Raw genomic sequence first — 25,422 nt, 5'->3', positions numbered from 1 at the left:
GTCAGCCGTTTCCCTCGGCGGCGGCCCGCTGCCAGGCGCCCTCCCGCAGCAGGCGCAGCCCGTTCAGGCCGACCAGGACCGTGGAGCCCTCGTGGCCCGCGACGCCCAGCGGCAGCGGCAGGTCACCGGCCAGGTCCCAGACGACGAGACCGGCGATGAACACCCCGGCGATCACCAGGTTCTGCACGACCAGCTTGCGGGCCCGGCGGGACAGGGCGACGGTGGCCGGGACCGCGGCGAGTTCGTCGCGCACGATGACGGCGTCCGCGGTCTCCAGAGCCAGGTCGGAGCCGGCCCGGCCCATGGCGATCCCGGTGTGCGCGGCGGCGAGGGCGGGCGCGTCGTTGACGCCGTCCCCGACGACCAGCACCTTGCGGCCCGCGCTCTCCATCTCCTGGACGGCGGCCAGCTTGTCCTGCGGCAGCAGCCCGGCGCGCACGTCGTCGATGCCGGTCTCGGAGGCGAGATGTGCGGCGGCCCGGGGGTTGTCGCCGGTGAGGAGCACCGGGGCGGTGCCGGTGAGCCGGGCGAGGGAGGCGACCGTGGCGGCGGCGTCCGGGCGCAGCCGGTCGGCGATGCCGAGCAGCCCGGCGGGGCTGCCGTCCACGACGACCAGGACGGCGGTACGGCCGGACTCCTCCAGTTCCGCGGCCGTGGCGACGGCGTCGTCCATCAGCCGGGCCGGGGCGCCCACCGCGACCGTACGGCCACCGACGACGGCCGTGACCCCGACGCCGGGCGCGGAGGTGAAGTCCTGCGCGTCGGGCAGGTCGAGGCCGCGCTCGCGGGCCGCGTCGACGACCGCACGGGCCAGCGGATGTTCGCTGGGCCGCTCGGCGGCCGCCGCCAGCGTCAGCAGCTCCCCCTCGTCCAGGCCGCTGCCGGGCAGCGGCCGGACGTCGGTGACACGGGGGCTGCCCTCGGTGAGGGTGCCGGTCTTGTCCAACGCGACCGCGTCGACCTGGCCGAGCCGCTCCATCACCACGGCCGACTTCACGAGTACGCCGTGTCGCCCGGCGTTGGCGATGGCCGACAGCAGAGGCGGCATGGTGGCCAGCACCACCGCACACGGGGAGGCGACGATCATGAACGTCATGGCGCGCAGCAGCGCGTCGGTGAGCTGCGCGCCGAACGCGAGCGGCACCAGGAAGACGGCCAGGGTCGCGGCCACCATGCCCAGCGAGTAGCGCTGTTCGACCTTCTCGATGAACAGCTGCGTGGGCGCCTTGGTCTCGGACGCCTCCTGCACCATGCGGACGATCCGGGCGATCACCGAGTCGGACGCGTCGCGCTCGACCCGGATCCGCAGCGCGCCGGTGCCGTTGAGGGTGCCCGCGAAGACCTCGTCCCCCCACTCCTTCGCCACGGGCAGCGGCTCTCCGGTGATGGTCGCCTGATCCACCTCGCTCGCCCCGTCCAGCACCCGGCCGTCGGCGCCGACCCGCTCCCCGGGACGCACCAGGACGGTGTCGCCGACCTCCAGTTCCTCGACGGGGACGGCCCGTTCGCCGCCGTCGGGGCCGAGACGGGTGGCTGTCGCGGGGGCCAGGTCGAGCAGGCCTCGGACCGAGTCGGCGGTGCGGGCCGTGGCCAGCGCCTCCAGCGCTCCGGAGGTGGCGAAGATGACGATGAGCAGGGCGCCGTCCATGACCTGCCCGATCGCGGCCGCGCCCAGGGCGGCGACGACCATCAGCAGGTCGACGTCGAGGGTGCGTTCCTTGAGCGCCTTGAGCCCTTCCCAGCCGGGCTCCCATCCGCCGGTGACGTACGACAGCGCGTACAGCGGGCCCCAGGTCCAGGCCGGGGCGCCGCTCAACTGCAAAGGCAGCGCGAGCAGGAAGAAGACGGTGGCCGCGGCGGCCCAGCGCGCCTCCGGGAGCGCGAGGACACGGGTGCGCCGCCGGGGGGCGGTCCCGGGGCGGTCGGGTTTGGCCCGTTCGGCCTGCTGTGGCGTGAGGGTGGAGGTCATCAGGGGTCCTTCTGGCGGGGGCGCGTCGGCGCCCCTCACCATACAGGAACACATGAAGACTCATTCATGCCTTCATGTGCGGGCCCCGCCGCGCAGGTCCCCCGTCACCTCACGGGCACGGCCACGTACTGGTGCTCCAGGAACTCGTCGATCCCCACCCGGCCGCCCTCACGCCCGAGGCCGGACTGCTTGACCCCGCCGAACGGGGCCGCCGGGTTGGAGACGAGGCCGGTGTTCAGGCCCACCATGCCCACCTCCAGCCCCTCGCTGACACGCAGCCCCCGGTCCAGCCCCCGGGTGAAGACGTAGCCGACCAGGCCCCACGGCGTGTCGTTGGCGCGGCGCAGGACCTCGTCCTCGTCGTCGAAGGTGAGGATCGCCGCGACCGGGCCGAAGATCTCCGTGTCCATCAGTCGGCTGCCGGGGTCCACTCCGGCGAGCACGGTCGGCGGGTAGAAGTTGCCGGGGCCTTCGGGCCTGCGTCCCCCGACGAGCACCTGGGCGCCGCGCTCCACCGCGTCGGCGACCAACTCCTCGACCTTGGCCCGTCCCGCCGCGTCGATCAGCGGGCCGACGTCGACACCGGCCCGCGTGCCGGGACCCACCACGAGCGCGCCCATCCGCTCGGCGAGCCGCCGTCCGAACTCCCCGGCCACCGACCGGTGGACGAAGAAGCGGTTGGCGGCGGTGCAGGCCTCGCCCATGTTGCGCATCTTGGCGACCATGGCTCCGTCCACGGCCACGTCCAGGTCGGCGTCGTCGAAGACGATGAAGGGCGCGTTGCCGCCCAGCTCCATCGAGGCGCGGACGACGGTGTCGGCACACTGGGCCAGCAGCAGCCGGCCGACGGCGGTGGAGCCGGTGAAGGACAGCTTGCGGATGCGGCCGCCACGCAGCAGCGGCTCGCAGACCTCGCCCGCGCGGGAGGTGGTGACGACGTTCAGCACCCCGTCGGGCAGGCCCGCCTCTTTGAGGATCCCGGCCAGCGCGAGGCTGGCCAGGGGCGTCTGCGGGGCGGGCTTGAGGATCATCGTGCAGCCCGCGGCGATCGCCGGGCCCATCTTGCGGGTGCCCATGGCCAGCGGGAAGTTCCACGGGGTGATCAGCAGGCAGGGGCCGACCGGACGGCGGGAGAGCAGCATGCGGTTGCGGCCGTCGGGGAGCAGCCCGTGGCCCCCCTCGATCCGCACGGCCTCCTCGGAGAACCAGCGGAAGAACTCCGCGGCGTAGGCCACCTCGCCCCTGGCCTCGGCGAGTGGTTTGCCCATCTCGGACGTCATCAGATGGGCGAGTTCGTCGGTGCGCTCCACGATGAGCTCGTAGGCGCGGCGCAGGATCTCGCTGCGTGCCCGGGGCGCGGTGCGGGCCCAGCCGGGCTGGGCCCGGACGGCCGCCTCTTCGGCGAGCCGGGCGTCCTTGGGGCCGGCGTCGGCGACGTGGCAGAGGATCTCGCCCGTGGCGGGGTCGTCGACCGCCATGGTGGCGCCGTCCGCGGCGTCCACCCAGGCCCCGCCGATGAACAACTGAGTCAGTACCTCGGTCATGTCGTTTCTCCTGGTCGGTCGGCGGCGGGGTCGAGGAGTTCGGCGAGGTGCAGGGCACGGATGCCCTGGTCGCCGGCGAGGTGGTCGATCTGGGTGGCGCAGCTGAAGCCGTCGGCGACGACGGGGCGCCTGCCGAGGTTGTCGAGCCGGGGTTTGAGGGCCTGGTCGGCGACGGCGATGGAGGTGTCGTAGTGCTGGGCCTCGAAGCCGAAGTTGCCCGCGAGCCCGCAGCAGCCCTCGGCCTCGTCGACTCCGCGTACGCCCAGGCGGCGCAGCAGGTCGGCGGGGTGGCGGCCGGTGAAGGTGGCGTATTCGTGGCAGTGGGTCTGCAGGACGACGTTCTCGGGCAGGGGCGGCGGGGTCCAGCCGGGGTCGGCGAGGTCGGTCAGCGCACCGGTGAAGGTGTGGACGCGGGCGGCGACGCGCCGGGCCGCGCTTGTCCCCAGGAGTTCGGGCACGTCGCGTTTGAGGGCGGCGGCGCAGCTCGGTTCGGCGACGATGACGGGCCGGGTGTCGCCGTTGTCGAGTGCGGCGACGGTGCGGGCCATGATGCGGCGGGCCACGGTGAGCTGGCCGGTGCTGACCCAGGTCAGTCCGCAGCACAGATCGTCCTGCGCCGTGCAGGGGATACCGGCGTCGGCCAGGACACGGCCGGCCGCTCCGGCGATCTGGGGGCGGAAGGCTCGGGTGAAGCTGTCGACGAAGAGGATCGCCTTGGCGGCCCCCTCGGGTTTCGCCGCGCGCAGGGTCCTGCGCAGGCTCCGGCGGGAGGCGAACTCGGGGATCCGGCGCTTGGTGGTGACCCCGCCGAGGCGGGCGAGGAGTCTGCCGAGCGGTCCGCGCAGCAGCAGGTTGATCGGGCGGGCGGCGTATCCGGCCAGGGCCGAGGTCAGGGGCAGCCAGCCCAGGGAGTAGTGGGAGCGGGGGCGGATCCTGCCCTTGTAGTGCTGGTGGAGGAATTCGGCCTTGTAGGTGGCCATGTCGACACCGACGGGGCAGTCGCTGGAGCAGGCCTTGCACGACAGGCACAAGTCGAGGGCGTCTTTGACCTCGGTGGAGCGCCAGCCGTCGGTGACGGCCTCGCCGCGCACCATCTCCTGGAGCATGCGGGCCCGGCCGCGGGTGGAGTCGTTCTCCTCACCCGTGGCCCGGTAACTGGGGCACATCACCCCGCCCGCGTCCGAGCGGCACCGGCCGACCCCGACACACCGGCGTACCGCACCGGCGAAACCGTCCGCGTCGTGCGGGAAACCGAACGTCGTGTCGACCAGGGGCAGTTCACGCAGTGCGAGGTCGGCGTCCAGCGGGGCGGGGTCGACGACGACGCCGGGGTTGAGCAGCCCGTCGGGGTCGAAGACGTTCTTGAACGCGGCGAACGCGGCGATCATGCGGTGGCTGTACATCACCTCCAGCAGTTCACTGCGGGCGCGTCCGTCACCGTGCTCACCGGACAGCGTGCCGCCGTGCTCGACGACCAGGGCGGCGGCTTCGGCGAGGAAGCGGCGCATCACCACCCGGCCGGTGTCGCTCGCCATGTCGAAGTCGATGCGCACGTGGACGCAGCCGGCACCGAAGTGCCCGTACAGCACACCGGTCAGCTTGTGGGAGGCGAGCAGCTTGCGGAAATCGCGCAGGTAGGCGGCCAGATTCTCCGGAGCGACGGCCGCGTCCTCCCAGCCGGGCCACGACTCCCCGCCGTCCACCAGCCGGGCGGCGAGCCCGGCCCCGTCCTCACGCACCCGCCACAGCGAACGCCGCTCCGCGGGACGTGTCACCACCCGGCCGCCGGTCAGCCGCCCCTGCGCCCTGAGCGCCTCCAGGAGCTCGGCGGCGCGTGCGTTCACGGTGGCCTGGTCATCGCCTTCGAGTTCGACATACAGCCACGCCCGGCCCTCGGGCAGACCGGTCACGGACGCGGGACCGCGGCGGGCGCGCATCGTGGCGACGATCGCCTCGTCCATGCCCTCCACCGCGCTGGGCGAGAAGCGCAGGATCCGCGGCACGTCCTCGGCCGCCTCGACGACGTCCTCATAGCCGAGGGTCAGCAGGGTGGATGCCTGTGCGGTCGCCACCAGGCGGACCGTCGCGGCGGTGACGACCGCACAGGTGCCTTCGGTGCCCACCAGAGCACGGGCCAGATCGAACCCGTTCTCCGGCAGCAGGTGCTGCAACTGGTAACCCGAGACCTGACGCGGAATACGCCCCAGCTCGGTCCGGATCAACGCCAGGTTGTCACCGACCAGACGCTTGAGGCCGGCCTCCAGACGGGCGACGACATCACCGTCGGCCGGGTCGAGCGGATGCAGCCCCGTGTGATCGGCGACGGCCCGCACGCCGTCAGCCGTCACGATCTCCAGGGCCACGACATGCCCACCGGTCCGCCCGTCGCGCACCGAACGGTTCCCGCACGCGTCGTTGCCGATCATCCCGCCCAGCGTGCACCGGCTGTGCGAGGACGGGTCCGGACCGAAATCCAGACCGTGCGACGCCGTCGCACGGCGCAGCGCGTCCAGGACCACACCGGCCTCGACCCGCGCGGTACGCGCCTGCACGTCGATGTCCAGGATCCGGTTCATGTACCGGGAGAAGTCCAGCACCACACCGGGGCCGACGGCGTTGCCGGCCATGCTGGTGCCACCGCCCCGGGCCGTGACCGGCACACCCGCCTCGCGGCAGGCCCGCAGCACCGCCACCACATCCTCGGCGGTGCGGGGGAAGGCCACCGCCCGCGGCGGGACACGATAGTTGGAAGCGTCGTAGGCGTACGGGCCGGTGGCCCCCGGGCCGGTCTCCACCCGCAGACCGGGCGCCAGCTCGGCGAGACGGGCCGCGAAACCCTCCGGGTCGCGGGTGGCGGTGGTCATCGCTCCGACGCTCCCGACGTACCGGTTTCGACGGCGTTCGCCCAGGCCTGGAGGCCCTCGTCCACGCCCGTCTCGTCGATCACGAGCGCCGGGATCATCCGGACGACCTGGTTCCAGGCGCCGCACAGCAGCAGGAGCAGGCCCTCGTCGATCGCGGCACGCTGGACGCGGGCGGCGGTCTCCGGGTCGGGGCTGCCGTCCTCGGTGACGAATTCGGTGGCGAGCATGAGGCCCAGGCCGCGCACGTCACCGATGCCCGGGGTCCGGTCGGCCACGGCCTCCAGGCCCTGGCGGAGCCGCTTGCCCATCGCCTCGGCGTTCTCGACCAGCTTCTCGTCGCGCACGACGTCCAGGGTCGCGCAGGCGGCGGCGCAGGCGACGGCGTTGGCGCCGTACGTGCCGCCCTGCGAGCCCGGCCAGGCCTTCGCCATCAGTTCCTCGGAGGCGGCGATGCCGGAGATCGGGAAGCCGCTGGCCAGGCCCTTGGCGGTGACGAGGATGTCGGGTGTGACGCCGAAGTGGTCATGGCCCCAGAAGCGGCCGGTACGGCCGACGCCGGTCTGCACCTCGTCGAAGATCAGCAGGAATCCGTGCCGGTCCGCGCGCTCCCGCAAGCCCTCGAGGAAGGCGCGGTTCGCGGGGACGTAGCCGCCCTCGCCGAGGACCGGCTCGACGATGATCGCCGCGGTGTCGGCGGGCGACGAGATCGTCTGGAGGGTGTAGTCGAGTTCCCGCAGGGCGAAGCGGGTGGCGGTCTCCTCGTCCCAGCCGTACCGGAAGGCCGTCGGGAACGGGGTGACGACCACGCCGCTCATCAGCGGCGAGAACCCGGACCGGAAGCGGATGCCGGAGGTGGTCATGGAGGCGGCGGCGACCGTACGGCCGTGGAATCCGCCGTGACAGACCAGCACGTTGGGCCGGCCGGTGGCCTGGCGGGCCAGCCGCAGCGCCGCCTCGACGGCCTCACTGCCGGAGTTGGTGAAGAACAGGCTGTCCAGACCGGCGGGCAGCACCTCGCCCAGCTTGTCGACGAGGCGGCGCAGCGGCTGGTGCATGACGGTCGTGTACTGGCCGTGGATCAGCGTGCCGACCTGCTCCTGCGCCGCCGCCACGACCTTGGGGTGGCAGTGCCCGGTGCTGGTGACGCCGATACCGGCGGTGAAGTCGAGGTAGCGGCGGCCGTCCTCACCGTAGAGGTGGACGCCCTCGCCCCTGGCCGCCACGACGGGCGTGGCCTGGCGAAGGTGCGGCGACAGTGCGGTCATGGTGTCTCCCGGCCGTAGGACGAGGTCTGGTTGCTTGGCTCAGCTCCGGTACCCGAGCATCCAAGCCGCCGCGGGACACGACAACGCGTGATCTGTCCAGCCGGAACCCGTTGTTCGGACGTTGTGTCAACCGCTCGGCCCCCCGCGCCCCGCCCGCCCCTTTGGTGGCCTGCTCTTGCGCAGGTCAGCCCCGCTTGTCAGAGTGACCGGGCACGCAGGGAGGCACCGTGAACGAGCACCCCCCGACGGCCGGTCGCGCCCCGACCCTCGCCGACGTTCTCGCCCTGCCCGTCCTGGCCGCCGGACAGCCCCAGGTCGTCACGGGGCTGGACCGGCTGGACCGGCCGGTGCGCTGGGTGCACATCACCGAACTGACGGACCCGGCCTCCTTCCTCAAGGGCGGCGAGCTGGTGCTGACCACGGGCATGCCCCTGCCCGACGACGCCGCGGGGATCCGCCGGTACGTGGACGAACTCACCGAGGTGGGGGCGGCCGCCCTGGTCATCGAGCTCGTACGGCGCTACCACCGGCCGCCCGACGTCCTCGTGCAGGCCTGCCGGGCGCGGGGTCTCCCCCTGGTCACGCTCGCCCGGGACGTGAACTTCCTGGAGGTCACCCAGGTCGTGCACGCGCTCATCCTCGGCAGCCAGGCCGACGCCATGCGGCGGACCCAGCGGATCCACGAGGCGTTCACGGCCCTCACCCTGCGCGGGGCGGGGGCGGAGGACGTGGTGCGCGCGGCGGCGGAGATGAGCGGCCGGACGGTCGTGCTGGAGAACCTGGTGCACCAGGCGCTGATCTGCGAGCCCTCCGGGAGCACGGTGGAAGAGGCGCTCGGGGACTGGGAGCGGCGCTCCCGGGCGACGGAGCCCGGCGGCCACACGCAGGTGGGAGGCCCGGAGGGCTGGCTCACGGCACCCGTCGCCTACCAGGGCGAACGGTGGGGCCGCCTGGCCATGCTGCCCGCGGACGGGCCGCTCTTCGGGCCCGAGCACGTCACCGTCCTGGAGCGGACGGCGATGGCCCTGACCGTGGCCCGGCTCATCCACACCACGCCCTGGGAGCACACCGCCCACCGCAACGCCCTGCGGGAACTGGCGGAGCAGCGCCACCACTCCACCGAGGACATCCGCGCCCGCTGCGCCGCGCTGGGCCTGCCCACGGAGGCCGGTGTCTTCCTGGCGATCCTCGTGGACCTGGGCCCCGGCGGGGAAGGCGCCGACCCGGAGACCCGGCTGCACCGGGAGCTGAGGTCGACCGGCGTCCCGGCCCTGGCCGGAGAGCTCTCCCCCGGCCGCCTCGGCGTGCTGCTGGCCCTGCGCCCCGCCCAGCCCTGGCGGCCCGTGGCCGAGCGACTGAGCCGTACCGCGCTGACGCTGGCCCCGCGGGCGATCGTCGGCGTCGGCTCGGAAGTGGCGGATCTCGCCGGCACCGCCCGCTCGTTCCGGGAGGCGGCCCGCGTCATAGAGGCCACTCCACCCGGCCAGCCGCTCCCCCCGGACCGTTCCTTCCACGAGCTGCCGGACATCGACCTGCGCCGGCTGCTGTACGCGCTGCGCGAGGACACCCGGATCCAGGACTACACGGAACGCCGGCTGGGCCGGCTCATCGACCACGACACCCGGCACGGCACCGACCTGCTGACGACCCTGGGCCACTACCTCGACGCCGCCGGCAACAAGACCACGGCGGCCCGTCGCGGCGGCCTGTCCAGGGAGACCATGTACCAGCGCCTGCGCACCATCGAACGCATCCTCGACACCGACCTCGAGGCCGGCGACCGCCGTACCGAACTGCACGTCGCCCTCACGGCGTTGCGGGTCCTGCGCGCCGACTGAGAGGAGGCGGAAGGCCCACGCCCCGATACCGGCCGTCGCCGCCTTCGCCGCGCGGACCGGCGTGCCGCCGCCGGTCCGTACCGCGGCTGCCCACCGTCCTGGAAGCGATCAGCTACTCAGTCCATCCGGTGCCGCCGGTGCCGCCGGTGCCGCCGGTGCCGCCGGTGCCGCGGCGATGATCGACGGCTCCGTGGAACGCCGGCGCGATGACGACGTCGTGCGCGACGTGGGCTACGTCGCGCTCCTGCCGACCCGGTGCGCACCGGCCTGTCGCCGGTTGGAAGCGCCGGCCCACAGGGCCGGGGCCGCAGGCCGGCGCACCGCCCGGGCGATCAGGTGTCGAAGTCCACCGTCAGTGTCTCGGACACCGGGTACGACTGGCAGGTGAGGACGTAGCCCGCGTCGACCTCGGACGGTTCGAGGGCGAAGTTGCGGCGCATGTCGGCCTTGCCGTCGGTGACCAGGGCGCGGCAGGTGCCGCAGACCCCGCCCTTGCAGGCGAACGGCAGATCGGGGCGGGTCTGCTGGGCGCCTTCCAGGAGGGTCCGCTCGCGGGGCAGGGCGGAGGTGGTGGAGCGTCCGTCGAGGGTGACCGTGACCTGGCTGACCGGGCCGGAGGGGCCGGTCTCGGCGTGCTGGACCTCGCGGACGGGCTCGTCGTCGGCGTAGAACAGCTCCTGGTGGACGCGGTCGGCGGGCACGCCGAGGCCGGTGAGGACCTGCTGGGCTGCGCGGACTATGCCGTGCGGGCCGCACAGCCACCAGTGGTCGGCGGACTCCACGTCGACGAGTGCGTCGACCAGGGCGGAGAGCCGTTCGGCGTCGAGGCGGCCGGAGAGCACCTCGGCCTCGCGGGGCTCGCGGGAGAGGACGTGGGCGAGCTGGAACCGCGTCGGGTAGAGGTCCTTCAGGTCGGCGAGCTCGTCCGCGAACATCACCGTGCCGGTGCGGCGGTTGCCGTAGAGGAGGGTGACGCGCGAGCGGGGGTCGGCGGCCAGGACGGACTCGGCGATGGAGACCATGGGCGTGATGCCGGAGCCGGCGGCGATGAGGACGTGGTGGCCGTGGGTGGTGAGGTCGGGGGTGAAGGCACCGGTGGGTGCCATCACCTCGACGGTGTCGCCGGGGCGTACGTCGTGCACCAGCCAGGAGGAGAACAGGCCGCCCGGCACCACCCGGACGCCGATGCGCGGTGCCGTGCCGGCGGGCGCGCAGATCGAGTAGGAGCGGCGCTCGTCCCGGCCTTCGATGTCGCGCCGCAGGGTGAGCGACTGGCCGGGCGCGAAGGTGAACTCCTCGGCCAGTTCGGCCGGGATGTCGAAGCTCACGGCTGCGGAGTCCTCGCACAGGGGCTGCACGGCGGCGACCCGCAGGGGGTGGAAGACCGGGCGGCGGCGGGCACGCGGACGTGCCGCCGGGGCGGGGGCCGGCTCCATCAGGTCCTCCATCAGATCTCCTTGACGTACTCGAACGGCTCGCGGCAGGCGAGGCAGCGCCACAGGGCCTTGCAGGACGTGGCGCCGAAACGGGAGGTCTCCTCGGTGTCGGGGTGACCGCACCGGGGGCAGGGCACCGAGCGGCGGGCCGGTGACAGCACGAGCGGGACCGGCCCGGTGGGGCGCGCGGGCGCGGCGCCGGGCGGGGCGATGCCGTGCTCGGCGAGCTTGCGACGGCCGGCCGGCGTGATCCAGTCGCTGCTCCAGGGCGGGTCGAGGACGGTGCGGATCTCCACGCGGGCGTAGCCGGCGTCCCGCAGCCGGGCGGCCACGCCCGCGCGCATCTCGGCCATCGCCGGGCAGCCCGAGTAGGTCGGGGTCAGGCTCGCGACGACCGTGCCGTCCGGGGCCATGGTCACCTCGCGCAGCACTCCGAGGTCGGCCAGGGTGAGCATGGGCAGTTCGGGGTCGGGCACCTGCTCGGCGATGTGCCGGGCCCTTCGGGCGTCCAGGAGTGCGGTCACCATGTCGCCTCCGGGTGGGCGCGGGCCACCCCCTGCAACTCGGCCAGCAGCGGGGCGAGATGCTCGGTGTGCTCCCCGGCGCGGCCCGCGCCGGGCAGCGGCCGGTAGACGGGCATGGGCAGCCCGGCCGCCTCGGTGACCTGGCGCAGCACCGCGACGACCTCGTCCCGGACGTCGTACGCCGTGAACAGCTCGCCGAGGTAGGGCGCCACCTGCTCCTGTGCCTTGCGCATCCGGCGGTGCGACTCCTCGGTGCCGTCGCCGAGGCGTACGGCCCACTCGGCCGCGTACTGGCGGTGGTAGGCCAGTTCCTTCACGCCCTTGGCGGCGATCGCCGCCAGCACCGGGTCGCGGTGGGCGGTGAGCCGCTCGAAGTGGGCGAGGCGCCAGCTGGCGAGCACCAGCAGCCGCACGATCGAGAACGCGAAGTCGCCGTTCGGGAGTTCGGCCAGGCGTACGTTGCGGAAGTCACCGGGGTCGCGGAAGTAGGCGAAGGCGTCCTCGCCGCGGCCGGTGCCGTCGGCCTGGCCCGCGCGGGAGTAGAGCAGGCGGGCCTGGCCGAGCAGGTCGAGGCCGATGTTGGCCAGCGCCACCTCCTCCTCCAGCTCGGGGGCACGGGTGGTCCACTCGGCGAGCCGCTGGGCCGAGATCAGGGCGTCGTCGGCCAGGCTGACGCACAGGGCGGCCAGTTCACCGGCGTCCACGTCGTCGGGCACGGTGGTGTCGACGCCGTGCAGGGGGTCCTCGAAGCCGGTGCCGTAAGCCCAGCGGGTGTCGTCCTCGTGTCCCTCGGCGAGGGTCATGTAGACGTGGTCGTCGCTCATGCCCTCTCCTTCAGATGTGCGGGACGTCGTCGGGGATGTCGTAGAAGGTCGGGTGCCGGTAGACCTTGTCGGCGCTGGGCTCGAAGAAGGGGTCCTTCTCGTCGCGGGTGGAGGCGGCGATGTGCTCGGAGCGCACGACCCAGATCGAGACGCCCTCGTTGCGGCGGGTGTAGAGGTCGCGGGCGTGGGTGAGCGCCATACGGTCGTCGGCGGCGTGCAGCGAGCCCACATGGACGTGGTTCAGCCCGCGCTTGCCGCGTACGAACACCTCGTACAGGGGCCAGTCCTGCCGGTCGGCGGTCATGCCACCGCTCCCTTCCGCTCGCGGGCGGCCTGTTTGGCGGCGTGGGCGGTGGCCGCCTCGCGCACCCAGGCGCCCTCCTCGTGGGCCGTGCGCCGCCGTTCCACGCGTTGGTCGTTACAGGGGCCGTCGCCCTTGATGACCCGCATCAGCTCGTCCCAGTCGGGCGTGCCGAAGTCGTGGTGGCCCCGCTCCTCGTTCCAGCGCAGCTCCGGGTCCGGGAGCGTCACGCCGAGCTTCTCGGCCTGCGGGACGGTCATGTCGACGAACCGCCGGCGCAGTTCGTCGTTGCTGTGCCGCTTGATCTTCCAGGCCATGGACTGCGCGGAGTTGGGCGAGGCGTCGTCGGGCGGGCCGAACATCATCAGCGACGGCCACCACCAGCGGTTCACCGCGTCCTGCACCATCTCGCGCTGCTCGGGGGTGCCGCGCATCATCGTCATCAGCAGCTCGTAGCCCTGCCGCTGGTGGAACGATTCCTCCTTGCAGATCCGCACCATGGCGCGCGCGTACGGCCCGTACGAGGAGCGGCACAGCGGCACTTGGTTGCAGATCGCGGCGCCGTCCACGAACCAGCCGATCACCCCGACGTCCGCGAAGCTCAGCGTCGGGTAGTTGAAGATCGACGAGTACTTCTGGCGCCCCTCGATCAAGCGCCCGGTCAGATCCGCGCGGTCGGCGCCCAGCGTCTCCGCCGCCGAGTACAGGTACAGCCCGTGCCCGGCCTCGTCCTGGACCTTGGCGAACAGAATGGCCTTGCGGCGCAGCGACGGCGCGCGGGTGATCCACTCGCCCTCCGGCTGCATGCCGATGATCTCCGAGTGCGCGTGCTGCGCGATCTGCCGGATCAGTGTCTTCCGGTAGCCCTCCGGCATCCAGTCGCGCGGCTCGATCCGCTGGTCCCGCGCGATCGTCGCGTCGAAGTGCTGCTGGAGAACCGGCTCGGCGCCGTCCGTCCCCGCGGGGCTGGAGCGTGTCGTTTCCATCCGTCCCACTTCCCAACCGACCATTCGTTCGGTCCATGGTAGGACAAGCGGGCGCGCCTTGGTAAGACCTCTCGGGCAAGTCCCGGACCTTGACAGGCGCCGAACAGGCTGGACCACATGACCGTTCGCATCGAAACCCGCCCCGGCACCGGCTCCGAGCAGCGCCAGGCCGCGGCGGGGAGACCGCGAAGGCGGTCAAGGACGGCATGATCTGCTCGAGGCCTGACCCCTTGCGGCCGCCGCAGCCCTCATGAGCAGCACCTCTCCTCGCGCACCCGGGCGGCGCCGGCCGGGCCGGGTTCGCTCACCCGGGGGGCCAGTTCCGCGGGGCGTACGGCCGGCTTGCGGATGAGGAGCAGGGCCGCGTCGTCGTGCAGTCGGCCGCCCACATGGGCCAGCAGTTCGTCGTGGAGCGCGCCGACCGTGTGTGCCGGCTCGTGCGAGACGTGGCGCCGCAGGCCTTCGGCCAGGGGGTAGAAGGCCCGGTCGCCGTCGCGGGCCTCGGTGACCCCGTCCGTGTAGAGCAGCAGTTGGTCGCCGTCGTCGAAGGGGAGCGTCTGGAGCCCTGGGGTGTGCCCGGTGAGGGCGCGCAGCCCGAGGGGCGGGGCCGGGTGTGCGGGTTCCACCGTGGTGATGCTCCCGGAGTCGCTCACCAGCAGCGGGGGCGCGTGCCCGCAGTTCACCACCTCCAGCTGCCCCGCCCGCGGGTATCCGGCGACCACGGCGGTGACGAAGTCGTCGTGCCCGAGGTTGCGCGCGAGGCTCCGCTCGATCCGGTCGACCACGGCCAGGAGATCGGCCTCGTCGTGGGCGGCCTCGCGGAAGACACCGAGCACCAGCGCCGCGGTCCCGACGGCGGGCAGCCCCTTGCCGCGCACGTCGCCGACGATCAGCCGCACGCCGTGCGGGGTGGGTATCAGCGCGTACAGGTCCCCGCCGATACGGGCCTCGGCCGCGGCGGCGCTGTAGCGGACGGCCGCCTGGAAGGGCCCGACCGTCGACGGCACGGGCTTGAGCAGCGCGTGCTGGGCGGTCTCCGCGACCGAGCGGACGGCGGCGAGCACCCGCTCCCGGCGCCCGCGCAGGGCGCTGGCCAGGACGCTCGCGAGGGTGACGGCGACCAGGGCCGACAGTACGGCGGTCAGTTCCCGGCCCGGCGCCCCGTCCCGGACGCCGAGCGCCACGCCGAGCGCCACGGCGAGGGAGCCGACGCACAGGACGCCGCGCGGTCCGCTGGTCGTGGCCGCCAGGGCGGGCCCGGCCGCCAGCAGGGGGAGCCAGATCATCCCGGCTCCGCCGGCGAGGTCGACCGACACGGCGAGGGCGACGACCAGGACGACGAGGACGGGCAGGACGGGTGTCCCGGTGGCCAGCCGTGCGACGGCGCGTCGGCGGGCCGAGGCCCCGGCACCGGCCACCCGGTTGCCGGACGGTCGTACCGGCTGATCATCGACGCCATGGTTGCGGGCTTGGCTCATGTCTGGGTCCGCAGTCCTCACCTGTGCGCGGGGCACGTCGCCGGAATGTCTGTTTCATCCAGAGAACGGGGTGAGACCGGCCACCGGCAAGGAGCGTATTTTCAGATAGTGAGCGAGAGGCTCCGCGTCACCCGGCTCGCGGTCGGGAGCAGCCGTTCCCGGATCTCCGGCAGCCGGGACAGCCGGTTCGACGGCAGCGAGACACCGAGGGAGCCGAGCGTGTCCCCGCTGTAGACCGGGACGGCGACGCAGACCGTGCCGAGGGCGTACTCCTCCAGGTCCGTGACGGCCGGGGCCAGGGGCGGGGTCTCCAGCCGTCTGAGCAGCTCGGGGAGGCTGGTGACCGTTCGTGGGGTGAGATCGGCGAGGTGGTGGCGGGAGAGGTAGTCCTGGCGGGCCTCCTCGTCCAGTTCCCGCAGGACGGCCTTGCCCAGGGCGGTGGCGTGCCCCGCGTCCTCGAACCCCACCCAGAGATCGACACGCGGGGTGCCGGGCCCGTCGACGATCTCGGCGACCCGGATCTCGCCGTCCTCGTAGAAGGTGAGGTAGGCGGGGCTCGCGAGTTCGTCGCGCAGTGCGGCGAGGGTGGGCCGGACGCGGCTGAGCAGCGCCTGTGCACGGCCTGTGGAGCGCAGGGTCTGCAGTTTGTCGCCGAGGACGAAGCCGCCGTCGTCCAGCTTCCGCACGTACCCGTCGTGCACCAGGGTCCTCAGCAGGTGGTAGGCGGTGGCCAGGGGCAGGCCCGTCTCACGCGCCAGCTGCTTGGCCGGCGCGCCGTTGTCGTGCGCGCTCACCGCCTCCAGCAGCCGCATGGCCCGCTGGACGGAGTTGATGAGCGTAGGGCCGTCTCGCGTACCCATGGGACCAGCGTGCGCCCGAGGCCCGGAGCGGGCAAGGCGGCCGGTCGGGACGCCTGCCCTTCCGTCCTCGGCCTCGGCTCGGCCCGCGGCGTGGTCAGTCCGCCGGCAGGCCGTCCTCGGCCCCGGCGGCCCGCGGCGTGGTCAGTCCAGCCGGCAGGGTCTGTTCGGCCCAGATCGTCTTGCCGCGGTACGTGTGGCGGGTCCCCCACTTGTGGCACAGCTGCGCGACCAGCAGCAGGCCACGCCCGCCCTCGTCGTAGACGCGGGCCCGGCGCAGGTGCGGGGCGGTACTGCTGGCGTCGGAGACCTCGCAGATGAGCCGGCGGTCGAGGATCAGGCGCAGCTGGATCGGCGGTTCTCCGTACCGGATGGCATTGGTGACCAGTTCGCTCACGACCAGCTCCGTGACGAACGCCGTCTCCTCCAGGCCCCACTGCGTCAGCTGCCGGCTCGCCCTGCTCCTGATCTCGGCCACCGCGGACGGTTGCGGCGGCACGTCCCAGGCGGCCACGTGGCCCGCGTCCAGGGCGCGCGTGCGCGCGATGAGCAGCGCCACGTCGTCGCCCGGCCGGTCCGGGAGAACGTCCTCGACGACGGCGTCGCAGATGCGCTCCAGATCGGGTCCTGAGCGGCCCAGCGCCCGCATCAGCAGGTCCATGCCTTCGTCGACGTCGCGGTCCCTGGACTCGACGAGGCCGTCCGTGTGCAGCACGAGCAGGCTGCCCTCGGGCAGCTCCACCTCGGCCGCCTCGAACGGCAGGCCCCCCAGCCCCAGCGGCGGCCCCGCGGGCAGGCCGAGGACGCGGGGCGCGCCACCGGGACTGAGCAGCACCGGTTCGGGATGGCCGGCACGGGCCAGGGTGCAGCGCCGGGTGACCGGGTCGTACACGGCGTACAGGCAGGTGGCGCCGACGTCGGCGGCGCCGGAGGCGTCGTCGTTCTCGGCCGACAGCCGGTTGACCAGGTCGTCGAGATGGGTCAGCAGCTCGTCGGGCCCCAGGTCGACGTCGGCCAGGGTACGGACGGCGGTGCGGAGACGTCCCATGGAGGCGGAAGCCTGGATGCCGTGCCCCACGACGTCGCCCACGACCAGGGCCACCCGGGCGCCGGAGAGCGGGATGACGTCGAACCAGTCGCCGCCCACCCCGACCTGCGCGTCGGCGGGCAGATAGCGTGAGGCGACCTCGACGGCGGTCTGCCGGGGCATCCGCCGTGGCAGCAGGCTGCTCTGCAGGGTCAGCGAGGTGTCCCGCTCCCGGGTGTAGCGGCGGGCGTTGTCGATGCTCAGGGCGGCCCGGGCGGTGATTTCGGCCGCCAGCAGCAGGTCGTCGTGCTCGAAGGGGTCGGGGCGCCGGTGCCGGGAGAAGGTGGCGACGCCGAGGGTCACCCCGCGGGCCCGCATCGGGATCGCGAGGACGGAGTGGAAACCGAAGCGCCGCATGCGTTCCGCCCGGTCCGGCGCCTGGTCCGCCCACCGGTCGATCCCGGTCGGCCCCACCTGCTGGATCAGCGGCTGTCCGGAGGCCAGGCATTCGGCGGCGGGCGAGGTGGACGGGTAGGTGGCGACGGTACCGAGCGGGACCACCGCCTCGGGGCAGCCCGGCAGCACCGACTGGTTGGCCACGCGGCGCAGCTCGACCGGCCCCGGCAGCGTGGTCGCGCGCGGTTCCTGGCCGTCCTGGATGTCGGGGAGGAGGTCGACCGTGACGAAGTCCGCCAACTGCCCGACGGCCACATCTGCCATCTCCCGGGCGGTGCGGTCCAGATCGAGAATGGTGCCGATGCGCACGCCGGCCTCGGCGACGAGAGCGAGCCGCTGCCGGGCCCGGTGCTCCTCGGTCATGTCGTGCGCGGACAGCAGGATCCCGCGCACGGTTCCCCGGGGGTCGCGCACGGGAGCGAGAGACACCGACCAGAGGGTCTCGTGCTCATCGTCGACCAGGTGCAGGGCGGCCCGCAGGTGTTGCTGTTCCCCGGTGGCGACGGCTCTTCGCATCAGGTCCTCGGTGCGTTCGCCCTCCGGGTGGGGCACGATCTCCGACACTCTGAGTCCGCGCATCTCCGCTTCCGAGAGCCCCATGACGCGTTCCATGTCCGCGTTGGCCTTGAGGAGCCGCAGCCCGGTGTCGTAGAGCGCCATGGTGCACGGCGACTGGCTCAGGGACCAGCTGGTCAGCAGGTCTTCGTCGGGCCGCGGCCGGTCGCGGGACAGCGGCGAGACCAAGAGCCATTCGTGGGCCTCGCCGTCGCCGCTCGGGCCCCGGGCGCGGCGGTGGGCCAGCAGGGTCACGGGGAGGAGGTGCCCGTCCCGGTGCCGCAGGGTCGCCGTGCCGTTCCACCGCCGTACCCCCGCGAGGGAGCGCAGGATCTCTCGCGGGGGGCCTCCCGCGAGCAGCAGGGCCGCCGGCCTGCCGATCACCGCCGAGGCCGGGTGGCCCACCAGGCGTTGTGCGCCTTCGCTCCACCCGATCACCGTGCCGTCGGCGTCCACGACAGCTCGGGCCGTGGCCGCCTCGTCAACGGGCGGCACCGGCCGCGGCGCCGCGCCTTCGCCTTCGGTGGCCCCCGGTGGGCCCATCGCGCTCACCCGCCTCCAGCAGCTACCTGTTCGAACCCGTCGATGCCATTCTCATCGATGCAAAGCCATGAATTCACGGAGTAAGCGTGACAGACGGGGCGGGCCGAAAGGCCGGTCCCCTAGTAGATTGGCTCTACCGGACCGTCGCGCTCACGGACGGAGATGAGCGCGTCATGACAGCGGACATCAGTTTCACCGCCTTTCTCGACGCTACGCCGTGTCCCCATCTGCTGCTGGACGCGGACCTCGTGATCCGCTATGTGAATGCGGCGTATCTGCAGGCCACCGGGCGGGCCGAGGCGGAACTGACCGGAAGCTACTTCTTCGACGCGCTGCCGGGGAATCCCGATGCTCCCGACGACGACACACAACGCGATCTCAAGGAGTCACTGCACCGGGTCCTGGACACGGGGCAACCGGACACCCTGGTGCTGCAGCGGTACGACATTCCCGCGAGCGACCGGCCGGACGGGTTCGAGGAGCGCTGGTGGTCCGACGTCCACACCCCGATTCCGGGACCGGACGGGGCGACGAAATGGATCGTCCAGCGCTCCGAGGACGTCACCGCCTTCGTGCACTCGGGACCGGCGCGGCGGCTCACCGAGGAGCTCACCGAGCAAGGGCAGGGCACGGCGGCCGAACTCTACGTCCGGGCCCGCCAACTGCACCGCCTGAACCAGGAACTGCGCAACGCCCACGCGCGTGAACGCCAGATCGGTGTCACCCTGCAAGAGGCCATGCTGCAGGCGCCGGACCTCGGCCGGCACGGTGACGCCATGGCCGTCCGGTACCTGCCCGCCACCAGATCACTCAACGTGTGCGGCGACTGGTACGACATCGTGGATCTGCCGCCCGACCGCTACGCCGTGGCGGTGGGCGACGTCGTCGGCCACGGACTGCCCGCAGCAGCCGTCATGGGCATGCTGCGCAGCGCCCTGAGCGCCGCCATCCGGGCCGTGCCCAGCCCGGCCCAGGCCCTCGAAGTGCTCGGCCTGTACGCCCGCTCCGTCGACGGCGCGACCGCCGCGACCGCCGTCAAGGTGCTCGTCGACACCCGCAGCAGGCTGATCATCTACAGCAACGCCGGACACCCGCCCCCCGTCCTGCTCCACCGCGACGGCGGCTGCGCGTTGCTGGACCAGGCCACCGACCCGCCCCTCGGCGCCCGCCCGCACCACGTCCCCCGCCCCCAGGCCGGCCTGTCCTACGCCCCGGGCGACACCCTCGTGCTCTACACCGACGGGCTCATCGAGCGCCGCCGGGAGGACATCGACGTCGGCCTGTCCCGCCTGACCTCGGCACTCTCCCGGCACGCGACGCTCGCCCCCGACCGGCTGGCCGACACGCTGCTGAACCGTCTCGGTGTCACCGGCGGGGCACCCGACGACATCGCCCTCGTCGTGATCCGGCTGTGAGGCCGGGACAGCCGCCGGCCGGGATGCCCGCACGGGCGGAGAGTAGGCCGGAAGCGGACGAGGGGGGCGAAACGCCGCAGGGGTCCTTCTCGGCCCTCCCCGTACCGGCGAACATGCGATGTCATGGACATCTTGCTTGTCGCCAGCGCGTTCAACAGCCTGTCCCAGCGTGTGTACGCCGAGCTGTCGGACGAAGGGCACCGGGTGGACGTCGTGCTCGCCTCGCACGGGCCCGACGCCGTCCGGGACGCCGTACGCGAGATGGGCCCGGAGCTGATCATCGCCCCGATGTTGAAGTCGTCCCTGCCCGAGGACGTGTGGCGAGAGCACACCTGCCTGATCGTCCACCCGGGGCCGCCCGGCGACCGGGGCCCCTCGTCGCTGGACTGGGCGATCGCCGAGGAGGCCCGCGAGTGGGGCGTGACGGTGCTCCAGGCCGAGGCGGCCATGGACGCGGGGGACGTGTGGGCGGACGGCTCCTTCCCGGTGCCGCCGGTGGGCAAGAGCGACGTGTACCGCAACGAGTTGTCGGACGCCGCCACGGCCGCCGTACTGCTGGCCGTGCGGCGCTACGCCGACGGGTCCTACAAGCCGCGCCCACAGAACGAACCCGGCGTCCACGTGATGTGGCGGGACTTCTTCCGCCAGGAGCAGCGGCGCATCGACTGGGACGACGACACCGCGACGGTGCTGCGCAGACTCCGCGGGGCCGACTCGCAGCCGGGCGTCCGGGACGAGATCTGCGGCCGGGAGGTGTTCCTGCACGGCGGGCACCCCGAGGACCGGCTGCGCGGGGAACCCGGGGAACTGCTCGCGACCCGGGCCGGTGCGGTCTGCCGGGCCACCCGGGACGGCGCCGTGTGGATCCCGGAGCTGCGCCCCCGCAAGAGCTCCGGTGACCCGGCGTCGTTCCGCCGGCCGGCCGCCTCGGTGCTGTCCGGCTTCCCCGCCCCGCCCGGCAGCGGCCCGGGCATGCCGGGTTCCAACGACCGCCCGTACTGGCTGCCCGAGATCGCCGCACCGCTCGAACTGCCCCCGGGCCGCACCACCTGGGCCGACATCCGCTACCGGCAGCGCGGCCCGATCGGCTTCCTGTCCTTCTCGTTCCCGGGCGGGGCGATGAGCACCACCCACTGCCGCAGGCTGCTCGCCGCCTGGCGCTACGCGCTCACCCGCCCCACCTCGGTGCTGGTGCTCGGCGGCGCCCGCGACTTCTTCTCCAACGGCATCCACCTCAACGTCATCGAGGCGTCGAGCGACCCGGCGGGCGAGTCCTGGTCCAACCTCAACGCCATGAACGACCTGGTCGAGGCGGTGCTGCGCACCACCGACCGGCTGGTGGTGGCGGCGCTCGGCGGCAACGCGGCGGCCGGCGGCGTCATGCTCGCCCTGGCCGCCGACGAGGTCTGGTGCCGCACGGGCGGCGTCCTCAACCCGCACTACCGGAACATGGGCCTGCACGGGTCGGAGTACTGGACGTACTCGCTGCCCCGCCGGGTGGGCGCCGAGACGGCCGAGCGGCTGACGACCGAAGCCCGCCCGGTGAGCGCCGCGACCGCGGAGCGGATCGGACTGGTCGACCGCCTGGTGCCGGTCGCGGCCCAGGACTTCACCGCCGAGGTCGAGCGCCTGGCCGCCGACCTGACCGCCGATCCCGACCTCCCGCGCCGGATCACCGCCAAGGCCACCGCACGGCACGCGGACGAGCTGCACCGGCCGCTCGCCGAGTACCGGCGGGCCGAACTCGCCCGTATGCGGGCCGTGTTCTTCGACCCGGAGGCGCCGTACCACGCGCTGCGGTCCGCGTTCGTCCGTAAGCTCCCGACCGGCTCCCCCAGGCCGCTGGCCGCCGGGGACGCGCGATGAGCACGCGACTGCTCGTGGCGGGCGTCGGCAACATCTTCCTCGCCGACGACGCCTTCGGCCCCGAGGTGATCCGCGCCCTGGAACGGCACCCGCTGCCGCCCGAGGTCACGGTGCGGGACTTCGGCATCCGCGGCATGGACCTGGCGTACGCGCTGCTCGACGGCTACGACACGGCCGTCCTGGTCGACGCCGCCGTACGCGGACACGAGCCGGGCACGCTGTCGCTGATCGAGCCGGACCTGCCGGACCGCTCCGCCTCGGGCGCACCGCCCGAGGCGCACGGCATGGACCCGGCCAGGGTTCTCGCCCTGGCCGCCCATCTGGGCGACGAGCCCCTGCCGCGCGTCCTGGTCCTGGCCTGCGAACCCGAGCTGCGGGCACCGGCCGACGAGGACATCGCCCCGGGCATCAGCGCGACGGTGGGCGAAGCGGTCGGCCGGGCCGTCGCGGCCCTGCACACCATGGTGCCCGTGCTGCTCGCGGACCCGGCCGCCACACCCCCGTTGAGCCGCCCGGACGAATCCCCCGCCCTGTCGTCGGCCGTGCTGCCCGGCACGGCAGGCGCGGGCGCGGAGGATCGGTAGCGGAACGAGATGTCCCTACCGACCCGCGAGGAGCGGCGCCCATGTGCGATTCCGTGGACGAGGTCACTCAGGCCGTCCTGGCGAAGAACGACGGTCTGGCCGCCGATCTGCGTGAGGAGTTGACCCGGCGCGGAGCAAGCGTGGTCAACCTGCTGTCCAGCCCGGGCAGCGGCAAGACGGAACTGCTCGGAAGAGTGCTGGCCAGGGCGGTGGAGCGGAGCCTTCCGGTGGCCGCGCTCACCGCCGACCTGGCGACCGAGAACGACGCCGACCGGCTGGCCCGTTCGGGAGCGCCGGTGAAGCAGCTACTGACGGACGGACTGTGCCACCTGGAGGCCCGGCAGCTGCGCGGCCACGTGGAGAGCTGGCTGCCCGAGGGCACCTCACTGCTGTTCGTGGAGAACGTCGGCAATCTCGTCTGCCCCGCCTCCTACGACCTCGGCGAGAGCCTGCGGATCGTGCTCATGGCGGTGACGGAGGGCGAGGACAAACCACTGAAGTACCCCACGGCCTTCGGGTCCGCCCATCTGGTGGTGCTGACCAAGACCGATCTGGCCGGGCCGGCCGGGTTCGACGAGGCGGCCTTCATGACGAACGTCCAGCGGGTCAACCCCGGGGTGGAGGTCGTGCGGTCCTGCGCCCGCACCGGCGCCGGCGTCGACACCCTGCTGGAACGCGTGCTCGCCGTCCGGGACGGGGCGCCTGTGCACCGTCCGCCCCTGGCGCCCCGCCCGCACACCCACACGCACGAGAGCGCCGCAGCCGGCCTTGTCTCGTGACAGCGCCCGCCACCCGGGCGGTGCGCCGCCGCCTCACCGTGCGCGGCACCGTGCAGGGGGTGGGGTTCCGCCCCTTCGTACACCGTCTGGCCACCGATCTCGCGCTCGCGGGCTTCGTGAGCAACACGGCCGGCGGCGTCCTCATCGAGGTGGAAGGCCCGCCGGACGGTGTCGCCGCCTTCTGTGACCGACTGGCCGGGGAGCATCCGCCGCTGGCCGCCGTCACCGGTGTCGGGGTCGAGGATCTGCCCGTCACCGGGGTCGAGGGCTCTTTCGGGATCCGCTCCACCGACCGCTCCCCCGGCAGCACGCTGCTCCCGCCCGACACGGCGGCCTGCGCGGACTGCCTGCGGGAACTGGGTGACCCGGCCGACCGTCGGCACCGGCACCCGTTCGTCACCTGCACCCACTGCGGGCCCCGCTTCACCATCGCCACCGGCATGCCGTACGACCGTGCCGTCACGACCATGTCCGGCTTCCCGATGTGCGGCGAGTGCGCCCGGGAGTACGGCGATCCCCTCGACCGGCGCTTCCACGCCCAGCCCGTGGCCTGTCCCGGTTGCGGCCCCCGGCTGCGCCTGGTGCCCGCGTCCGGGAGCGACGTCCGCCCCGCCCGGGGCGCCGAGGCACTGGCGTCGGCACGGGCGCTGCTGGCCGCCGGGCGGATCGTCGCCGTCAAGGGCCTCGGCGGCTACCACCTGGCCTGCGACGCCGGCCAGGCACAGTCCGTGGCCACGCTGCGGGCCCGCAAGGCGCGCGGTGGCAAGCCGTTCGCGGTGATGTGCGCGGACCTCGACGAAGTACGCCGGATCGCCGAGCTCTCCGCGTCCGAACTGGCTGCCCTCACCAGCCCTCGGCGCCCCATCGTCCTGCTGCGCCGGCACTCGGAAGCCGACGGTCCGGCACCCGGCGTCTGCCCCGGCAGCCCGCACCTCGGGGTGATGCTGCCCTACACGCCCGTGCACACCCTGCTGTTCGGCCTGCCCGGTGATCCGCCCGGCCCACGCATGCTGGTCATGACGAGCGGCAACCGCTCCGGAGAGCCGATCGTCACGGACGACGACGAGGCGCTGACCCGGCTCGCCGGGTTGGCCGACGCCTGGCTCGCCCACGACCGGCCCATCGCCTCGCCGTGCGACGACTCCCTGCTGCGGGTACGGCCCGACGGCACCGAGCAGGTGCTGCGCCGGTCCCGCGGCTATGTGCCCCGGCCGCTGCGGCTGCCGGTCGCGGTGCGGCCCGCTCTCGCCGTGGGCGGTGATCTGAAGAACGCCCTGTGCCTCGGTGCGGATGACCAGGCCTGGTTCGGCCCGCACATCGGCGACATGGGCGATCTGGCCACCCTGGAGGCGGCCCGGGGGGCGGAGGCGCACCTGCGCGCCCTGACCGGCGTGCGCCCCGAGCTGGTCGCCGCCGACCGGCATCCGGGCTACCACTCGACCCGCTGGGCCACCCGACTGGCCGGGCACGCGCCCGTGCTGGTCCAGCACCACCACGCGCACATCGCCTCCGCCATGGCCGAACACGGCCTCGACGGCACCACCCCGGTGATCGGCGTCGCCTTCGACGGCACGGGCTACGGCGACGACGGCACGGTCTGGGGCGGCGAGATCCTGCTCGCCGACTACACCGGCTTCCGGCGCTACGCCCGCCTCTCCCCCGCCCCGCTGCCCGGCGGTGACGCCGGTGTGGCCAACCCGTGCCGCCTGGCGCTGGCCCGGCTGTGGGCGGCGGGGCTGCCGTGGGACGCGGACCTGCCGTGTGTGACGGCCTGCGCGCCCGAGGAACGGGCCGTGCTCGAAAGGCAGTTGCCGGGCGGCCTGGCCTGTGTGCCGACCTCCAGCATGGGCCGGCTCTTCGACGCCGTGTCGTCACTCGTCGGCGTGTGCCATCGCGCGGAGTACGAGGCGCAGGCCGCACTGGAGCTGGAGGCCGCGGCCGCTTCGGCGTGGGGCGCCGACACGGCGGCGTACACCTTCGCCGACGGGCTCGACCCGGCGCCCGTGTTCAGCGCGCTGATCACCGACCTGCGGCGCGGCACCCCGGCCGCCGTGCTCGCGGCCCGGTTCCACCGGGCCGTGGCGCGGGCGGTGGCGGGGATCTGCCGGCGGGCGCGTCAGGACACCGGCCTGGCCACCGTCGCTCTCAGCGGCGGGGTGTTCGCCAACGCCCTGCTGGAGGAGGAGTGCGCGCGGCTGCTGACCGATGACGGCTTCGCGGTGCTCCGGCACGGCGAAGTCCCGCCGAACGACGGCGGGCTGGCCCTCGGCCAGCTGGTGGTCGCGGCGCACCTACGACAGGAGGAGTGACC

The 25,422-nt window shown here is 73.5% G+C and carries 18 protein-coding genes; 6 read left to right on the top strand and 12 right to left on the bottom strand.

Annotated elements, in window-relative coordinates:
* Nucleotide 1: 1 nt before the first annotated feature.
* From QNO09_RS05885 to QNO09_RS05870, 4 genes are all read right to left on the bottom strand, one after another.
* Nucleotides 2-1,969: a heavy metal translocating P-type ATPase gene (locus QNO09_RS05885; RefSeq protein ID WP_283968968.1), complete on the bottom strand. Its 1,968-nt coding sequence runs from the start codon at nt 1,967-1,969 to the stop codon at nt 2-4.
* Nucleotides 1,970-2,073: 104 nt separating this feature from the next.
* The gene (locus QNO09_RS05880; protein ID WP_283968967.1) at nt 2,074-3,513 is read right to left on the bottom strand and encodes an NAD-dependent succinate-semialdehyde dehydrogenase; all 1,440 of its coding nucleotides are present in this window, start codon (nt 3,511-3,513) and stop codon (nt 2,074-2,076) included.
* Nucleotides 3,510-6,377, bottom strand: coding sequence for an FAD-binding and (Fe-S)-binding domain-containing protein (locus QNO09_RS05875; RefSeq protein ID WP_283968966.1), 2,868 nt, complete (start codon nt 6,375-6,377; stop codon nt 3,510-3,512). Before QNO09_RS05875 ends, QNO09_RS05880 begins: the two co-directional genes overlap by 4 nt.
* A complete protein-coding gene (locus QNO09_RS05870; RefSeq protein WP_283968965.1) occupies nt 6,374-7,642 on the bottom strand; it encodes an aspartate aminotransferase family protein in 1,269 nt (422 codons plus the stop codon). Before QNO09_RS05870 ends, QNO09_RS05875 begins: the two co-directional genes overlap by 4 nt.
* Nucleotides 7,643-7,869: 227 nt before the next feature.
* Here QNO09_RS05870 and QNO09_RS05865 point away from each other — a divergent pair, with 227 nt between their 5' ends.
* Nucleotides 7,870-9,480, top strand: coding sequence for a PucR family transcriptional regulator (locus tag QNO09_RS05865; RefSeq protein WP_283968964.1), 1,611 nt, complete (start codon nt 7,870-7,872; stop codon nt 9,478-9,480).
* A 332-nt stretch (nt 9,481-9,812) separates the two neighbouring features.
* Here QNO09_RS05865 and paaE read toward each other — a convergent pair whose 3' ends face one another.
* From paaE to QNO09_RS05825, 8 genes are all read right to left on the bottom strand, one after another.
* Nucleotides 9,813-10,928, bottom strand: coding sequence for a 1,2-phenylacetyl-CoA epoxidase subunit PaaE (paaE, locus tag QNO09_RS05860; protein ID WP_502962249.1), 1,116 nt, complete (start codon nt 10,926-10,928; stop codon nt 9,813-9,815).
* Nucleotides 10,928-11,443 (bottom strand): 1,2-phenylacetyl-CoA epoxidase subunit PaaD, encoded by a 516-nt coding sequence (paaD, locus tag QNO09_RS05855; protein WP_283968963.1) that lies wholly within the window; start codon nt 11,441-11,443, stop codon nt 10,928-10,930. The genes paaE and paaD overlap by 1 nt, the downstream gene beginning before the upstream one ends.
* The gene (paaC, locus tag QNO09_RS05850; protein ID WP_283968962.1) at nt 11,437-12,264 is read right to left on the bottom strand and encodes a 1,2-phenylacetyl-CoA epoxidase subunit PaaC; all 828 of its coding nucleotides are present in this window, start codon (nt 12,262-12,264) and stop codon (nt 11,437-11,439) included. Before paaC ends, paaD begins: the two co-directional genes overlap by 7 nt.
* A 10-nt stretch (nt 12,265-12,274) precedes the next feature.
* Nucleotides 12,275-12,568 carry a 1,2-phenylacetyl-CoA epoxidase subunit PaaB gene (gene paaB / locus QNO09_RS05845; protein WP_283968961.1) on the bottom strand — a complete coding sequence of 98 codons (294 nt, stop codon included), beginning with the start codon at nt 12,566-12,568 and terminating at the stop codon, nt 12,275-12,277.
* Nucleotides 12,565-13,551, bottom strand: a complete 987-nt coding sequence (paaA, locus tag QNO09_RS05840) for a 1,2-phenylacetyl-CoA epoxidase subunit PaaA (protein ID WP_283968960.1) — start codon at nt 13,549-13,551, stop codon at nt 12,565-12,567. The genes paaB and paaA overlap by 4 nt, the downstream gene beginning before the upstream one ends.
* A gap of 248 nt (nt 13,552-13,799) precedes the next feature.
* Nucleotides 13,800-15,029 carry a PP2C family protein-serine/threonine phosphatase gene (locus tag QNO09_RS05835; RefSeq protein WP_283968959.1) on the bottom strand — a complete coding sequence of 410 codons (1,230 nt, stop codon included), beginning with the start codon at nt 15,027-15,029 and terminating at the stop codon, nt 13,800-13,802.
* A 101-nt stretch (nt 15,030-15,130) separates the two neighbouring features.
* Nucleotides 15,131-15,889, bottom strand: coding sequence for an IclR family transcriptional regulator (locus tag QNO09_RS05830; RefSeq protein ID WP_283968958.1), 759 nt, complete (start codon nt 15,887-15,889; stop codon nt 15,131-15,133).
* Between the two features lie 94 nt (nt 15,890-15,983).
* On the bottom strand, nt 15,984-18,467 hold the full coding sequence (locus QNO09_RS05825; RefSeq protein ID WP_283968957.1) for a SpoIIE family protein phosphatase: 2,484 nt from the start codon (nt 18,465-18,467) through the stop codon (nt 15,984-15,986).
* Nucleotides 18,468-18,640: 173 nt separating this feature from the next.
* On the opposite strand from QNO09_RS05825, the gene QNO09_RS05820 reads away from it, so the two are divergent.
* The 5 genes from QNO09_RS05820 to hypF all read left to right on the top strand — a co-directional run bounded on the left by QNO09_RS05820 (nt 18,641) and on the right by hypF (nt 25,420).
* The gene (locus QNO09_RS05820; RefSeq protein ID WP_283968956.1) at nt 18,641-19,882 is read left to right on the top strand and encodes a PP2C family protein-serine/threonine phosphatase; all 1,242 of its coding nucleotides are present in this window, start codon (nt 18,641-18,643) and stop codon (nt 19,880-19,882) included.
* A gap of 123 nt (nt 19,883-20,005) precedes the next feature.
* Complete coding sequence (locus QNO09_RS05815; RefSeq protein ID WP_283968955.1) at nt 20,006-21,748, top strand: enoyl-CoA hydratase-related protein; 1,743 nt, start codon at nt 20,006-20,008, stop codon at nt 21,746-21,748.
* Nucleotides 21,745-22,332, top strand: a complete 588-nt coding sequence (locus tag QNO09_RS05810; protein WP_283968954.1) for a hydrogenase maturation protease — start codon at nt 21,745-21,747, stop codon at nt 22,330-22,332. The genes QNO09_RS05815 and QNO09_RS05810 overlap by 4 nt, the downstream gene beginning before the upstream one ends.
* A 41-nt stretch (nt 22,333-22,373) precedes the next feature.
* Nucleotides 22,374-23,111: a hydrogenase nickel incorporation protein HypB gene (gene hypB / locus QNO09_RS05805; RefSeq protein WP_283968953.1), complete on the top strand. Its 738-nt coding sequence runs from the start codon at nt 22,374-22,376 to the stop codon at nt 23,109-23,111.
* Entirely contained in the window at nt 23,108-25,420 is a 2,313-nt protein-coding gene (gene hypF / locus QNO09_RS05800) for a carbamoyltransferase HypF (protein ID WP_283968952.1), read from the top strand. Before hypB ends, hypF begins: the two co-directional genes overlap by 4 nt.
* Nucleotides 25,421-25,422 lie beyond the last annotated feature (2 nt).

The organism is Streptomyces sp. 378 (assembly GCF_030124145.1).
Taxonomy (GTDB): domain Bacteria; phylum Actinomycetota; class Actinomycetes; order Streptomycetales; family Streptomycetaceae; genus Streptomyces.
This window is presented reverse-complemented; position numbering and strand designations above follow the sequence as displayed.